Source organism: Haloferax sp. S2CR25 (assembly GCF_031624535.1).
In the GTDB taxonomy this organism is placed as follows: domain Archaea; phylum Halobacteriota; class Halobacteria; order Halobacteriales; family Haloferacaceae; genus Haloferax; species Haloferax massiliensis.
This window is the reverse complement of record NZ_JAMQOO010000012.1, coordinates 1-14344: the sequence shown is the minus strand read 5'-3', so window position 1 is coordinate 14344 and position 14344 is coordinate 1. Positions and strand designations below refer to the sequence as shown.

General features: G+C 67.4%; 11 protein-coding genes. 6 read left to right on the top strand and 5 right to left on the bottom strand.

The window, feature by feature from the left end; genetic code table 11:
- Nucleotides 1-17: 17 nt before the first annotated feature.
- Nucleotides 18-1046 (bottom strand): ornithine cyclodeaminase family protein, encoded by a 1029-nt coding sequence (locus NDI65_RS19255; protein ID WP_310894119.1) that lies wholly within the window; start codon nucleotides 1044-1046, stop codon nucleotides 18-20.
- Between the two features lie 91 nt (nucleotides 1047-1137).
- Between NDI65_RS19255 and NDI65_RS19250 the strand changes: the two genes are divergently transcribed.
- A complete protein-coding gene (locus NDI65_RS19250; RefSeq protein ID WP_310894118.1) occupies nucleotides 1138-2346 on the top strand; it encodes an FAD-dependent oxidoreductase in 1209 nt (402 codons plus the stop codon).
- Nucleotides 2347-2363: 17 nt separating this feature from the next.
- Here NDI65_RS19250 and NDI65_RS19245 read toward each other — a convergent pair whose 3' ends face one another.
- Complete coding sequence (locus NDI65_RS19245; RefSeq protein ID WP_089777053.1) at nucleotides 2364-2654, bottom strand: hypothetical protein; 291 nt, start codon at nucleotides 2652-2654, stop codon at nucleotides 2364-2366.
- Between the two features lie 319 nt (nucleotides 2655-2973).
- Here NDI65_RS19245 and NDI65_RS19240 point away from each other — a divergent pair, with 319 nt between their 5' ends.
- From NDI65_RS19240 to NDI65_RS19225, 4 genes are all read left to right on the top strand, one after another.
- A complete protein-coding gene (locus NDI65_RS19240) occupies nucleotides 2974-4473 on the top strand; it encodes a phenylalanine--tRNA ligase subunit alpha (RefSeq protein WP_310894117.1) in 1500 nt (499 codons plus the stop codon).
- Nucleotides 4473-6185, top strand: coding sequence for a phenylalanine--tRNA ligase subunit beta (gene pheT, locus NDI65_RS19235; RefSeq protein ID WP_089777052.1), 1713 nt, complete (start codon nucleotides 4473-4475; stop codon nucleotides 6183-6185). The genes NDI65_RS19240 and pheT overlap by 1 nt, the downstream gene beginning before the upstream one ends.
- Nucleotides 6186-6640: 455 nt before the next feature.
- Entirely contained in the window at nucleotides 6641-7846 is a 1206-nt protein-coding gene (locus NDI65_RS19230) for a PLP-dependent aspartate aminotransferase family protein (RefSeq protein WP_089777051.1), read from the top strand.
- 90 nt (nucleotides 7847-7936) lie between these two features.
- Complete coding sequence (locus tag NDI65_RS19225; RefSeq protein ID WP_089777050.1) at nucleotides 7937-10549, top strand: valine--tRNA ligase; 2613 nt, start codon at nucleotides 7937-7939, stop codon at nucleotides 10547-10549.
- 66 nt (nucleotides 10550-10615) lie between these two features.
- Here NDI65_RS19225 and NDI65_RS19220 read toward each other — a convergent pair whose 3' ends face one another.
- From NDI65_RS19220 to NDI65_RS19210, 3 genes are all read right to left on the bottom strand, one after another.
- On the bottom strand, nucleotides 10616-11962 hold the full coding sequence (locus tag NDI65_RS19220) for a DUF6498-containing protein (protein ID WP_226908683.1): 1347 nt from the start codon (nucleotides 11960-11962) through the stop codon (nucleotides 10616-10618).
- A gap of 98 nt (nucleotides 11963-12060) precedes the next feature.
- Nucleotides 12061-13116, bottom strand: a complete 1056-nt coding sequence (locus NDI65_RS19215) for a quinone-dependent dihydroorotate dehydrogenase (RefSeq protein ID WP_089777049.1) — start codon at nucleotides 13114-13116, stop codon at nucleotides 12061-12063.
- Nucleotides 13117-13176: 60 nt separating this feature from the next.
- Nucleotides 13177-13374, bottom strand: coding sequence for a hypothetical protein (locus NDI65_RS19210; RefSeq protein ID WP_004044784.1), 198 nt, complete (start codon nucleotides 13372-13374; stop codon nucleotides 13177-13179).
- Between the two features lie 237 nt (nucleotides 13375-13611).
- On the opposite strand from NDI65_RS19210, the gene NDI65_RS19205 reads away from it, so the two are divergent.
- The gene (locus tag NDI65_RS19205; RefSeq protein WP_089777048.1) at nucleotides 13612-13926 is read left to right on the top strand and encodes a non-histone chromosomal MC1 family protein; all 315 of its coding nucleotides are present in this window, start codon (nucleotides 13612-13614) and stop codon (nucleotides 13924-13926) included.
- Nucleotides 13927-14344 lie beyond the last annotated feature (418 nt).

Below are 14344 nucleotides of genomic sequence, written 5' to 3'. Positions count from 1 at the left end.
ATCGCCCACAAGGTCGCTCACAACCCCACTTCTTCTCCGACGCTTCGCGCGATCGACTTCTCGTAGAGGTACTCGGCGGTCGCGGCGTCGAGCACCGCCGAACCGACGCTCTCGACGACCAGAATCTCGTCGGCGTCGTCGCGGCCGGCGTCGCCCTCGAAGACGGCCGAGAGCGGAATCAGGTCGGACTCGCCGAGGCCGGCCCCGCGCACGTCGCCAATCTCGGCAACCTCCTCGGGCACGTCGGCGAACACCCGCGCGGCCCGCTCGAACGTCTCGGCGTCGAGTTCCCGCGTCTCGGGCGTGTAGGCCCCGACGGCGACGACGAGCGTTCCGGGGTCGAGCCACGAGCCGTCGAACACCGGCGTCTCGCTGGTCGTCGCGGTGACGACGACGTTCGCGCCGGAGACGGCCGCCTCGGGCGAGTCGACGGCCTCGGCGGGGAGGCCGTCCTCGCGGAGGTCGGCGGCGCACGCCTCGCGGGAGTCGCTGGGGGAGTAGACCGCGACCGACTCGACCGCGGAGCCGACGGCGATGGCGCGGCTCTGCCAGCGAGCCTGCGTGCCCGCGCCGAGGACGCCGAGCCGAATCGGGTCGGCCGCGAGGTACTCCGCGGCGAGGCCGCCGATACAGCCCGTGCGGGCGCTCGTGACCGTGGTCCCGTCGAGGAGCGCGAGCGGGAGGCCGGTCGTCGCGTCGGTGAGGACGACCTGCGCGTTCACCGTCGGGAGGCCGCGGGCGGCGTTCTCCGGGTGGACGGCGGCGAGTTTCGTCGCGTACACCTCGCGGCCGTGGATGTACGCCGGCATGGTGAGGCCGGTGCCGAGCGGGCTGTCCCGCCCTGTCGGCTTCGAGCCCGCCCCAACGACGCCGTTCCCGTTTCCGTCCCGAACTCTGTCGATGTCGATACCGACCGGAAAGTGCGGTCGCGGGGGGCGTTCGACCTCGCCGCGACCCTGCTTGACGAACGCCTCCTCGACGACCGGAAACAGCTCTGCGAGCGACAGTAACTCGCCGACGGCGTCGGCGGAGAGGATACGGACCATACCCTGACTACTCTCCGCGGCCGCGTGAAAACATTGTTCCTCGACAGTATGTGACAGACACACTCATGTCGGTGGCGAATCAGACGGGACCATGCACGTCCTCATCGTCGGCGGCGGGGTCGTCGGACTCGCGTGCGCCCACGCGCTGGCCGGCCGCGGGGCCGAGGTCACCGTCTGCGAGGCGGGGACGCTCGGCGGCGGCAGTACGGGTCGCGCGGCGGGCGGCATCCGGACGCAGTTCTCGACCCGCGTGAACGTCGAACTCTCGCTCGCCAGCGTCCCCGTCTGGGAGTCCTTCGCGGACGACTTCGGCGTCGACATCGACTACCGGCGGTCGGGCTACCTCTTTCTCGCCCGGACCGAGGAGACCGCCGCGGCGTTCAGAGAAAACGTCGCCATGCAGACCGAGGCCGGTGCGCCGAGTCGCGTCCTCTCGCCCGCGGAGGCCGCCGAGTACCTCCCGGAACTCCGAACCGAGTCGTTCGTCGCGGCGACGTTCTCGGCCGCGGACGGCGTCGCCGACCCGCACTCGGCGGTACAGGGCTACGCGGACGCGGTCCGCGCCGCCGGCGTCGATATCCGGACGAAGACGCCGGTGACCGACCTCGCTCGCGTCGGCGACGGCGGTTCCGACGACGGTTCGGCCGATACTGCGGCCGCGGCCGCGACCGCTTCCGATACCGGCGGCTGGCGCGCCGAGACGCCGGACGGTCCCCTCGCCGCCGACGCCGTGGTCGTCGCGGCGGGCGCGTGGTCGGACCGGGTCGCGGCGCTCGCCGGCGTCGACCTCCCAATCGCGCCGCGCCGCCGACAGATAGCCGTCGTCGAACCCGAGGGCGACCTCCCCGCGGACGCCCCGCTCACCATCGACCTCGACACGGGGGCGTACTTCCGCCCGGAGCGGGAGGGGACCGCTATCGTCGGCGGGCACTTCGCCGACTCGGACCCCGACGTGGACCCCGACCGGTTCGACGAATCGATGGACGTCGAGTGGGCGGTCGAGGCGACCGAGCGGGCCGACGACGCCGCGGCCTACTTCGGCCCGGAGACGCGGATTCGAAACGGCTGGGCCGGGCTGTACGCCGTGACGCCCGACCACCACGCGATTCTGGACGAGGCCGAACCCGGCCTCGTCGTCGCCGCGGGCTTCTCGGGCCACGGCTTCCAGCACGCGCCCGCGACCGGCGAGGCGGTCGCCGACCTGTGCCTCGGCGAGGACGCCTGCGAGGTGGACGTGTCGGCGCTGTCGCTCGACCGGTTCGAGTCGGGCGAGACGCTCCGCGAGCGGAACGTGGCCTGAGAGAATCCGCCGCCGCGTTACGCGCTCATGTCGACCACGGCGCGGAGTTCGCCGAGTTCGCGGACGGGGTCGGCGACGTCGCGCGACGCGAGGACGCGAAAGCCGGTCGCGCCCGCGCGCTCTCCGTCGCCTTCGTCTTCGACCACGCGGTAGGTCAGTTCCCCGTCGTCGAACTCGTAGGGCGGCGCGGCCCGGACGAGGACGGCCTCGACGTCGTCTCTGTCGTCCGGGCGGTGCGGGGGTTTGACGATGAGCGACGCCTCGTGGCCGAGGCGAATCGCGGAGAGAGTCGCGTCTAGGTCTCGCATTCGTCTTCGCCGTCTCTCGGTCGGCCGATACCAAGAACGTATCTGCGCTCGGATTGACTCGGAGTGGACGCGCAACGCTTTTAGTCGGCACTCACAATCGGTCGCACATGGCATCCGAACCCAAACGCGGGGCGCGAGCGAGCGAACCGACCACCGACGGGTTCGGATTTTTCTTTCTGACCGCCTGAGGTCGGCGGACTCCGGCCGGGCGTCACCGCGCCCGCCGGACGAAACCGACCCCGCCGGTCAGCCCCGCCACCGCGGCGAGGCTTCGAAACTGCTAACCGACCACCAGACGGCTAACGCCACAACGAACCAGATGCGACTTCCGGAATCACAGGTCGCGGTGTTGAACGCCGCGAGCGCCACGGACGAACGAACGATTGCACAGCTCGCGGAGGCGACGGACCAGAAGCCCGAGACGGTGACGGGCGCGGTCTTCGACCTCCGCGACGAGGGACTCGTCTCGGTCACCGAGACCACGGAGGAGTCCGTCGAACTGACAGACGAGGGCGTCGAGTACGCCGACGAGGGCCTCCCCGAGGTCCGGCTCTACCGCGCCGCGCTCGACGCGGGCGACGGCGACGCGGTCCCGATGGGGCAGGTCATCGGCGCGTCCTCCCTCGGCGGCCCGCAGGTCGACATCGCGCTGTCGAACTTCGCGCGCAAGGGCTACGGGACCATCGACTCGGGCGAACTCGCGCCCGACGCGGACGCCGACCCCGACGCCGACGAGGAGGCCGCCGCGCTCGCGGCCCTCGCCGCGGGCGAGTCCGTCGCCGCCGACGTGCTCGACCAGCTCGAATCGCGGAACCTCGTGGTCCGCCACGAGCGCACCATCCGCGCCGTCACCCTCACCGACGAGGGCGTCACGGCGCTGATGGAGGGCGTCGAGGCGGCCGAGACGGTCGACCGCCTCACCCCCGAGATGCTCACCTCCGGCGAGTGGGAGGACGTGGAGTTCACCGAGTACAACGTCGAGGCCGACGCGCCCGAGGCCCGCGGCGGCAAAAAGCACATCCTCCGGCAGACCGCCGACCGCGTGAAGGACGTGCTCACCGGCATGGGCTTCGCCGAGATGGAAGGCCCGCACGCCGACGCGGACTTCTGGATTAACGACTGTCTGTTCATGCCGCAGGACCACCCGGCGCGCACCCACTGGGACCGCTTCGCCCTCGACGTGCCGCCGATGGAGGACATCCCCGAGGACCTCATCGACAACGTCCGCGACGCCCATCTCAACGGCGTCGGCGAGGACGGCGACGGCTACCACTCGCCGTGGTCCGAGGACTTCGCGCGGGCCATCGCGCTCCGCGGCCACACCACGTCGCTGTCGATGCGCTACCTCTCGGGCCACGAGGTCGGTGAGTTAGAGCCGCCACAGCGGTACTTCTCGGTCGAGAAGGTGTACCGCAACGACACGCTCGACCCGACGCACCTCTTGGAGTTCTACCAGATCGAGGGCTGGGTGATGGCCGAGGACCTCTCGGTGCGCGACCTGATGGGCACCTTCGAGGAGTTCTACTCCCACTTCGGCATCACGGACATCCAGTTCAAGCCGCACTACAACCCCTACACGGAGCCGTCGTTCGAGCTGTTCGGCCGACACCCCGAGACGGGCGAACTCATCGAAATCGGTAACTCCGGCATGTTCCGCGAGGAGGTGCTTCGCCCGCTCGGCGTCGAGTGCGACGTGATGGCGTGGGGCCTCGCCTTAGAGCGCCTCTTGATGCTCATGTACGGCTTCGACGACATCCGCGACGTGCACGGAACGCTGTGCGACCTCGACCTGCTCCGCGAGACGGAGGTGCTCAAGTAATGCCCGTAGTCGACGTTCAACCCGACGAACTGCGCCGCCTGACCGGCCACGAAGACAAGTCCAACGAGGAGTTCAAAGACGACCTGTTCGCGCTCGGACTGGAGTTCGAGGGCGTCACCGACGACGGGGCGTTCCAACTGGAGTTCGGTCCCGACCGCCTCGACCGCCTGTCGGTCGAGGGCGTCGCCCGCTCGCTTCGCTACCAGTACGGCGACGCCCGCGGCGTCTCCGTGCCGAACACGAACGACCCCGACTGGACCTTCGTCGTCGACGACGACGTGCCCGACGAGCGCCCCTACGTCACGGGCGCGGTCGTCCGCGGGGTCGACTTGGACGACGCGGCGCTCGACTCGCTCATCCAGTTGCAGGAGAAACTCCACGCGACGATGGGCCGCAAGCGCGCCAAGGGAGCCATCGGCATCCACGACCTGACGATGCTGAAAGGCGACGTGCTCTCGGAGAACGCCTCCGGCAACTCCATCACGTACACGGGCATCGAACCCGACGGCGACACGTTCGTCGCGCTCGACTCCAACGACGAACTCACGCCCGCCGAGGTGCTCGAACAGCACGCGACGGGCCGGAAGTACGCCGACCTCGTGAGCGAGTACGACCGCTATCCGGCCATCTACGACGAAATCGGCCTGTTCTCGTTCCCGCCGGTCATCAACGGCCGCCGGACCGAGGTCTCGACGGACTCCCGCGACCTGCTCGTCGAACTCACCGGCACCGACCAGTGGACCATCGACCGGATGTGCAACATCATCTGCTACGCGCTGGCCGCCCGCGGGGCGACCATCGAGGACGTCGAGGTCCAGTACGAGACGGGCACCGTCACGAAGCCCGACTTCGAAGTCGAGACGAAACACGTCTCTCACGACCGCATCGAGATGGTCCTCGGCGTCGAGTTGGAGCTGGACGAGGTCATCGACCTGTTCGAGCGCTCCGGCCTCGACGCGGACGCCGAGTTGGGTGAGGAGACCGTCTACGAGGTCTCGATTCCGCCGTACCGCGTCGACGTGCTCCACCCGCTCGACCTCGTCGACGACGTGGGCCGCGCCTACGGCTTCAACGAACTCGAACCGCGCTACCCCGACGTGGGGACGGTCGGCCAGCGCCACGAGCGCTCCCGACTCGAAGACGCCGTCCGCACCTCGCTCGTCGGCCTCGGCTTCGAGGACCTGCTCAACTTCCACATGATTTCGGAGGAAGAGAACTACGAGCGCATGGACGTCGAGGTCGGTTCAGACTACCTCGGCGGCGGCGAACCCGCCTCCATCACCGAGCCGTACAGCGAGGACTACACCATGCTCCGGACGTGGGTGCTGCCCTCGCTGACGATGGTGCTGGAGAACAACACCCACCGGGCGTACCCGCAGGACCTCGCGGAAATCGGCCACGTGGCCCACCGCGACGACGACGAGAACACCCGCGTCGCCGAGGCCCGCCACGTCGCGGCCGTCCTCGCGCGCCACGACGCGACCTACGAGGACGCGAAGGCCCGACTCGCGGCGCTCTGCCGCGACTTCGACGCGGACCTCGAAACGCCCGCGACCGAGCACCCGTCGTTCATCGACGGCCGCACCGCCGCGGTCGTCATCGACGGCGAGGAAGTCGGCGTCGTCGGCGAACTCCACCCGAAGGTCATCGTCGACCACGACCTCGAACTGCCGGTCGCGGCGTTCGAATTCGACCTGTCGGCGCTGGCGTAGGGACTGAGTCGCTCGTTTTTGAGTAGAACCTGTGCGCAACGTCGCGGCTCAGTGTGTCGTTGACTGAAGAAGGCACCCGGAAGCGAATGAGCATTTATGGCTGATTACCCAAGCATCGGTCGGTGCCTTCGGAGGCAACGCCTCCACTTACCGGGTGTGCCAACTTCGTATAAAAAGAATCGGGGAACCGCAGTTCATTGTGGGGCCGTTGCCGCGGGGGGACGCCGTCCATCGTCAGTCACCACACAGATTCTCTCGGGCGAGCGGCGCAAGTCACGGAAAACGGTGGGAGCATCGACCTGTCGGCGCTGGCGTAGGCTCCCGGCAGATTTTTTGACGGTCTGTAACTCGACCTCTGATTATCTGTGGTAATTATACACCGACAGTAATTCTTTTCGTGCATTTGGTCAGAACCCGATAGAAACCTTTAGGACGCGAGTCGTCGGTTTTCTTGTATGAATGATTATGACGTACATCGCGAGACGCTGGCGGTGACCCACGGCGAGCGCGGGCAGGCCCCGGCTCCGGGCGTCGAGGACGTCGTCGTTCCGGTCCACCTCTCGTCGACCTACGCGGTGCCGAGCATCGACCCCGACGCGGACTTGGAGACGCTCGACCCCGACGCGGGCGAGTACCTCTACTCGCGGCTGTCGAACCCGACGCGGAACGCGCTGGAACACCGGCTCGCGGCGCTCGAAGGCGCGGACCACGCGCTGGCGTTCGTCTCCGGCACGGCGGCCATCGCCGCGACGATGACCGCGGTGGTCCGGCCGGGCGACCACATCGTCGCGTTCGAGGACCTCTACGGCGGGACGAAGACGATGCTCAACCGGCTGTTCGCCGACCGGCTGAACGTGGACGTGTCGTTCGTCGACGCCACCGACCCCGAGAACGTCGCGGCCGCGATGCGCGAGGAGACGGCGCTCGTCTGGATGGAGACGCCGACGAACCCGCTCATGCACCTCTGCGACATCGAGGCCATCGCGGCCGTCGCCGACGAGGGCGACGCGGTCTTCGGCGTGGACAACACCTTCCTCAGCCCGCAGTTCCAGAACCCGCTGTCGCTCGGAGCCGACGTGGTCGTCCACAGCACCACGAAGTATCTCAACGGCCACTCCGACTCCATCGGCGGCGCGGTCGTCACCGACCGCGAGGACGTACTGGAGGAGATTACCTTCCTCCAGCGCGTCGGGATGGGGTCGATGCTCTCGCCGTTCGACTCCTATCTGACGCTTCGGGGCATCAAGACGCTCCCGCTACGGATGCGCCAGCACGAGGCCAACGCGATGGAAATCGCCGAGTTCCTCGACTCCCACGAGGCCGTGACGCGGGTGCTGTATCCGGGGTTGGAGTCCCATCCGCAACACGACCTCGCGGCCCGTCAGCAGTCGGGTTTCGGCGGCGTGCTGTCGTTCGAACTCGACACCGACCTCGACGGAACCGCCGAGTTCCTCGGCGAACTCCGGGAGTTCCCGCTGGCGGTCAGCCTCGGCGGCGTCGAGAGCCTCATCGAGCACCCGGCGACGATGACCCACTCGCCGCTCTCGCAGACCGAACGCGACGCGCTCGGCATCTCGGACTCGCTGTTGCGGCTGTCGGTGGGCGTCGAGCACGTCGACGACCTGCGCTCTGACCTCGCGTCAGCGCTTTCTGTGCTGTAGGTAGTCACGGCTCGCGCGGCCGAATTCCGTCCCCTCGGGCACTTAACCGAGGCGTTTAACAGTCCGCCCGGCTGTAGGTACGCCAACGCAATGCCGAGCGGAGAATACGATCCGGAAACCGTCGAGGCGAAGTGGCAAGAGAGGTGGGTCGACGAAGACCTGTACGCGTACCCGGAGCGTGCGGTAGACCCCGACACCGTCTTCTCTATCGACTCACCGCCGCCGACGGTGTCCGGGAGCCTCCACTGGGGCCACGTCTACGGCTTCACCCTCCAGGACTTCGTCGCTCGGTTCAACCGGATGCGCGGCGACGAGGTGTACTTCCCGTTCGGCTACGACGACAACGGCATCGCGTCGGAGCTCCTGACCGAGGACGAACTCGGAATCAAACACCAGGACTACGAGCGACGCGAGTTCCAGAAGCTCTGCCGCGAGGTCACCGCGGAGTACGAAGGGGAGTTCACGGAGAAGATGCAGAACCTCGGCATCTCCATCGACTGGGACCAGACGTACCAGACGATTTCGCCCGAGGTCCAGCGCGTCTCCCAGCTCTCTTTCGTCGACCTCTACGACAAGGGTCGGCAGTACCGCCAGCGCGCCCCCGCCATCTGGTGTCCCGAGTGCGAGACCGCAATCTCGCAGGTCGAGACCGAAGACGACGAGCAGGGCTCGCACTTCCACGACATCGAGTTCGGCGTGGCCGAGTCCGAGGAGTCGTTCGTCATCTCCACGACGCGACCCGAACTGCTCCCCGCCTGCGTCGCCGTCTTCGTCCACCCGGACGACGACGACAACGAGCACCTCGTCGGGCAGGAAGCGGAGGTTCCGCTGTTCGGACAGCGGGTTCCCATCCTCGAAGACGAGCGCGTCGACCTGGAGACCGGCACGGGTCTCGTCATGTGCTGTACCTTCGGCGACCAGACGGACATCGAGTGGTATCAGGCCCACGACCTGCCGCTCCGCGTCGCCATCGACGAGTCCGGCACGATGACCGAGGAGGCCGACGACTACGCCGGGCTCTCCGCCGACGAGGCGCGGGAGGCCATCGTCTCCGACCTCGACGACGCCGGGGCGCTCCTCGACAAGCGCGCCATCACGCACACGGTCAACGTCCACGAGCGGTGCGGCACGAGCGTCGAGTTCCTCGTCAAAGACCAGTGGTACATCAAACTGCTCGACAAGCGCGAGGAGTACCTCGAAGCCGGCGAGCAGATGGACTGGTACCCCGAGAAGATGTTCACGCGGTACAAAAACTGGATAGAAGGCCTCCAGTGGGACTGGGCCATCTCCCGACAGCGCTCCTCGGGGATTCCGTTCCCCGTCTGGTACTGCGAGGACTGCGAGCACGTCGTCGTCGCCGACCGCGAGGACCTGCCGGTCGACCCGCTCTCGGACGACCCGCCGGTCGACGCCTGTCCCGAGTGCGGCCACGACGAGTTCGCCGCCGAGGACGACGTGTTCGACACGTGGGCGACCTCGTCGCTCACGCCCCTCATCAACGGCGGCTGGGACTGGAACCCCGAGACGGAGGCGATGGAACTCGAACGGCCCGAACTCTACCCGTTCGACATGCGCCCGCAGGGCCACGACATCATCTCCTTTTGGCTGTTCCACACGGTCGTCAAGTGCTACGAGCACACCGGCGAGGTCCCGTTCGACAGCGTCATGATAAACGGGATGGTCCTCGACGAGAACCGCGAGAAGATGTCGAAGTCCGTCGGAAACGTCGTCTCCCCCGACGAGGTCTTAGAGAAGTTCCCGGTCGACGCCGCCCGCTACTGGGCCGCCGGGAGCGCCGTCGGCGACGACCTGCCGTATCAGGAAAAGGGCCTCGTCGCGGGCGAAAAGCTCATGCGGAAGCTCTGGAACGCCTCGAAGCTCGTCGAGAGCCTCACCGAGGACGCGCCCGCCGAGTTCGACCACGACGACCTGAAGGCCATCGACCGCTGGCTTCTGGCGTCGCTCGACCGCGAACTCGGGTTCGTCACGGAGAAACTGGAGAACCGCGAGTTCTCGAAGGCGCGCGACCGCCTGCGGAGTTTCTTCTGGCACACGTTCTGCGACGACTACCTCGAAATCGCCAAACAGCGCGTCCGCGAGGGCGACGACCCCTCGGCGGCCTACACGCTCCAGACCGCCCACAAGCGGTTCCTGACCTGCTTCGCGCCCATCCTCGCGCACGTCACGGAGGAGCTGTGGCGCGACATGTACGACGAGGCGAGCGTCCACGACCAGCCGTGGCCCGAACCGCTCGGCCTCGACGCCGACGTCGCGGCCGGCGAGACGGCGATGGCCGTCGTCGGCGCGCTCCGCAAGTACAAAAGCGACAACCAGCTCTCGATGAACGCCTCCGTCGACCTCGTCGAAGTGTACGGCGACATCCACGGCTTCGAAGAAGACGTGAGCGGCGTCATGCACATCGAGGAGCTCGAACTGCTCGACGAGGAGCCCGAAATCGAGTCGGTCGTGACCGGCGTCGACCTCGACTACTCGCTCGTCGGCCCCGAGTACGGCGCGCAGGTCCCGGACATCGAGGCCGCGCTCGAAAGCGACGACTACGAGGTCGAAGACGGCGTGATGCACGTCGCGGGCGTCGAACTCGCCCCCGAGATGTTCACCATCGAGGAGTCCCGCGAGTACGTCGGCGAGGGCGACATGCTCGAAGCCGGCGACGCCATCGTCATCGTCCAGCACGCCGACTGAGGCGGCGACTCGGTCGTTTTCGTTCGCGTTCTTTTCTCGGTACTCGGTCGCCCAGCCCGCGGCTCATCAGTCGTCGCGGCTCGGAACCGGTGTCTCGGTCTCAGCCTCGGTCTCGGTCTCAGATTCCGTCTCCGTCTCCGACTCAGCTTCAGCCTCGGTTTCACCGCCATCGAAGGCGTCCAGCACCGCGGCCGCGTCTTCGACGTGGGGAACCGTCATCGGATGGTTCGCGTTCGCGTCGTCGGTGCGAGCCTCCTCGGGGTCGGGAACGGTGAGTCCCACGTCCGGACTCGTGTCCACGCCGGTCTCGAACCGCACCGTCTCCGTGCCGAACAGGCGGTCGACGGCGTCCGCAGAGATATCGACATCCGTGACCGCGTCGCGTTCGAGCCGAGCTTGGGGTTCGTCCAACAGCGCGTCGTGGGCGACGAGCACGTCGCCGTAGCACCGGAACTCGACGGGACCGGAGGCCAGATAGCGCGAGGCTCCCCGGAGGGTCCCGAACGCGGCGGCGAGGGCGAGCGGGGCGAGCGCGAACGTCCACGCGCCGAAGAAGACGAGGGCGGCGGCGACGCCGTAGCACCACAGCACGCCGCTGGTGACCGTGTACCGGAGGCTTTGGTAGGCCGCATCGGTGAGAGCAACCGCGCGAGCGGGCGTGGTTCGATAGGTCGGCGCTTCCGCCGGCACCTCGACCGGAACCGGTTCTATCTCGGTCTCCTCGCTCCCGTAGAGGCGGTAGAAGACGCCCCGCTTTTCGTCGTCGCGTTCGAGTTGGAGCGCGCGGAGGTCGTAGAGGAGTTTCAGGCCGACGAGGATCACGAGGAACACGTCGTTTTCGAGTTCGACCGCGAACGGCCCGAAGACGAACATCAGCAGTCCGGCGGCGAACAGGAGTTTGAACGGGGGAAGCAACACCGACCGTGCGGAGTGGTCGCGGTAGCCCCCCGCCGCGAAGTAGCCGGTGACCGTTTCGACGCCCCGCCCGACGAACACGCTCGTGCCGCCGAGGAGAATCTGTCCGGCGACCTCGTCGGTGACGACCGGGTCGATCAGGCCGAAGGCGACGAAGGCGATGGCGAGTTCGAGCGGGACGAGCAGGAACGCCGCGATGAGGAACGTGGGGACGTTCCGCGGGTAGCACTCCGGGAGGGGGCCGGGGAGCGAAACCGACCCTCGCTTGGCCTGCAACGGGCCGAACAGTCGGTCCCCGTCGCCGATGCCGTTGTTGGGGCGTTTGGCGGCGAAGGGTATCTTCACCAGCGTCCACCACAGCACGGCGGCGATTTCGGCGACGAACACGCCGAAGAGCGCGGCAGGTGCCCAACCGAGGAACAGGACGCCGAGCGGCGCGACGGCGTTCGAGACGAGGACCGCGAGCACGCCGGAGTCACGAGTGGAGGGCGGGCGCACGTCTTGTCAAGCGACTGGCTCGAAAATTAGTCTTCGGTTCGACACCGATGCGCGGGCGGTCGGTTCTCACCTCGCGGTGAGCGGTCTCGCGGACGACGCTACAGCCCCGACCCGACGGCGTCGGCCACGTCGTCGAAGCCGTCGCGGTCGAGCAGGTCGAGGAGGCCGCGGTTGATGTCGCGGGCGATAGACGGGCCCTCGTACACCATGCCCGTGTAGAGTTGGACCATCTCGGCCCCGGCGCGAATCTTCCGGTAGGCGCTTTCGGCGTCCGAGACGCCGCCGACGCCCACGACGGGCACGTCGGTCCGCTCGGCGATGAAGCGAATCATGTTCGTTGCCTCGGCCTCGATGGGCTTCCCGGAGAGGCCGCCGCGCTCGGCCCGGTTGGGGTTCCGAAGGGTGTCGGGCCGCGAGGTGGTCGTGTTGCTGGCGATGACGCCGTCGAGACCGAGGTCGTCGACGACTTCGAGCGCGTCCTCCACGGCGGGGTCCGGGAGGTCCGGCGAGAGTTTCACGAGGAGCGGGTCGGCACCGGCGTCGACGAGCGCCCCGAGAATCGCTTCGAGGGAGTCGCGGTTCTGCAGGTCGCGGAACCCCTCGCTGTTGGGACACGAGACGTTGACGACGAAGTAGTCCGCGCCGTCGGCGACGCGCTCGTAGGTGTAGCGGTAGTCGCCGGGGGCCTCCTCGGTTGGCGTCACCTCCGAGAGCGCGAGGTTGACGCCGACCGGGATGTCGGGATGCGGTCCGGCAGCGAGGCGCTCGCCGACCGCGTCCGCGCCCTCGTTGTTGAGGCCCATGCGGTTGATGAGCGCCTCGTCTTCGGGGAGGCGGAACATGCGCGGGCGCGGGTTTCCGGGCTGGGGCTCCGCGGTGACGCCGCCGACCTCGACGTGGCCGAAGCCGAGCGCCGAGAGGACGGTGGGTATCTCGGCGTTCTTGTCGAAGCCCGCCGCGACGCCAACCGGGTTCGGGAAGTCGAGGCCGAACGCACGCGTGGCGAGCCGGGAGTCGTCGACGCGGTAGCGCCGCTCCAACAGCGGTTCGACGGGGGTGCCGCGAGCGGTCGCGAGCAGTCCGTGGATGGTCCGGTGGGCGGTCTCGGGTGGGAGCGAAAACAGGAGCGGTTTGGCGAGTCGGTAGGGGTTCATTGCTGTCTGTCGGGCCTTCCGCTGGCGGCGGCTTGGTTCGAGACGATACGGGTCACGCGCTCAGAAGTCGTGTTCGACCTGGTCTGGGTCCGCTTTCTGGATGATGATTTTGCCGTCCCGAACGCGGACGAAAACCTCGTCTCCGATCTCCATTCCGGCGACCGCGAGTTCGTCTTCGTGGAGGTTGACGTGGACGTTGTGGTACTCGCCGTTCTCGTCTTTGGCGCCACTCGGACTGAGCTTCTTTTTCCGGACCATCTGGGGGTCTATCCGTTGGTTCGCCGCAGGGGATACATAAGTGTTGTCTCCGTCTGCCCGTGGAGTGGTGATTTTCGCCGCAACCCGACCGTCTCACAGCGAAACTCGCCGCCGCCTCGGTGGGGTCGCCGGCGCGGCAAATCGGCCGGGTTTATAAGCAACACGGCGTCGTCGGTCGAAATCCGGCGATATATTTATCATGTGCCATGTGGTTCATTGGCATAGAGGTGGAAAATCATGGTACGCGAGGACGGTAAGCGGAACTTCGTGCTCCGAGAGGAGGACGGTACAGAGACGAGTGTGTTTTCCGGCAGCATGCCGAGACAAGCGGCGCTCAAGGCGGCCCGACGACTCGACCCCGCCGGGTCCGAGGACGAGGCGAAGTCGGACGCGGTCGAGATTCGACTTCGTGAGAAGGGGACCGACAAGGTCCACATCTTCGACGCGTGGGCGTGGAACAGCAGCGCCCCCGAGGACAAGCCCGGCTGGATGGAGGGGAAGATTACCAAGGGTAACGTCTCAAAGAAGGGGATCGAACACCTCGACGAGTAATCCGACCGACGTTCACATTCTTACCGTGCGTACGCACGCGTAGCAGCACAACCCGAGAGAGCAGTCGATACGCCTTTCAGACAGCGCCGCCAGCGTCTGCTTGCGCGACCGACACCCGGTCAGACCGAACGTACGACGCGGGGGATGACCGACCGGCCTCCAGTCGCGCGATATCTGTTCCTTCGAGAGTCATCGTTCCCGCCGACAGTCTGTCATCATCTTATGAGCAATCGCGGCATGAAACCGCATGACGAAGCGCCGCCGGTTCGACGGCCTTTTATGTAACCGTGCCATTCGGACTAATGCGAAGAAGCGCACGGGGGCACTCCCCCCGACGGCTTCCACCGAACGCCCCGGCCCCAAGGTCGTCAGGCGCTCACCGGGATGACACACCTTCCCGGGGGTCGCCACGATACGA

Coding starts and splice junctions, on each gene's coding strand:
- NDI65_RS19255 (WP_310894119.1), bottom strand. CDS start 1,046: ATGGTCCGTATCCTCTCCGCCGACGCCGTCGGCGAGTTACTGTCGCTC.
- NDI65_RS19250 (WP_310894118.1), top strand. CDS start 1,138: ATGCACGTCCTCATCGTCGGCGGCGGGGTCGTCGGACTCGCGTGCGCC.
- NDI65_RS19245 (WP_089777053.1), bottom strand. CDS start 2,654: ATGCGAGACCTAGACGCGACTCTCTCCGCGATTCGCCTCGGCCACGAG.
- NDI65_RS19240 (WP_310894117.1), top strand. CDS start 2,974: ATGCGACTTCCGGAATCACAGGTCGCGGTGTTGAACGCCGCGAGCGCC.
- pheT (WP_089777052.1), top strand. CDS start 4,473: ATGCCCGTAGTCGACGTTCAACCCGACGAACTGCGCCGCCTGACCGGC.
- NDI65_RS19230 (WP_089777051.1), top strand. CDS start 6,641: ATGAATGATTATGACGTACATCGCGAGACGCTGGCGGTGACCCACGGC.
- NDI65_RS19225 (WP_089777050.1), top strand. CDS start 7,937: ATGCCGAGCGGAGAATACGATCCGGAAACCGTCGAGGCGAAGTGGCAA.
- NDI65_RS19215 (WP_089777049.1), bottom strand. CDS start 13,116: ATGAACCCCTACCGACTCGCCAAACCGCTCCTGTTTTCGCTCCCACCC.
- NDI65_RS19210 (WP_004044784.1), bottom strand. CDS start 13,374: ATGGTCCGGAAAAAGAAGCTCAGTCCGAGTGGCGCCAAAGACGAGAAC.
- NDI65_RS19205 (WP_089777048.1), top strand. CDS start 13,612: ATGGTACGCGAGGACGGTAAGCGGAACTTCGTGCTCCGAGAGGAGGAC.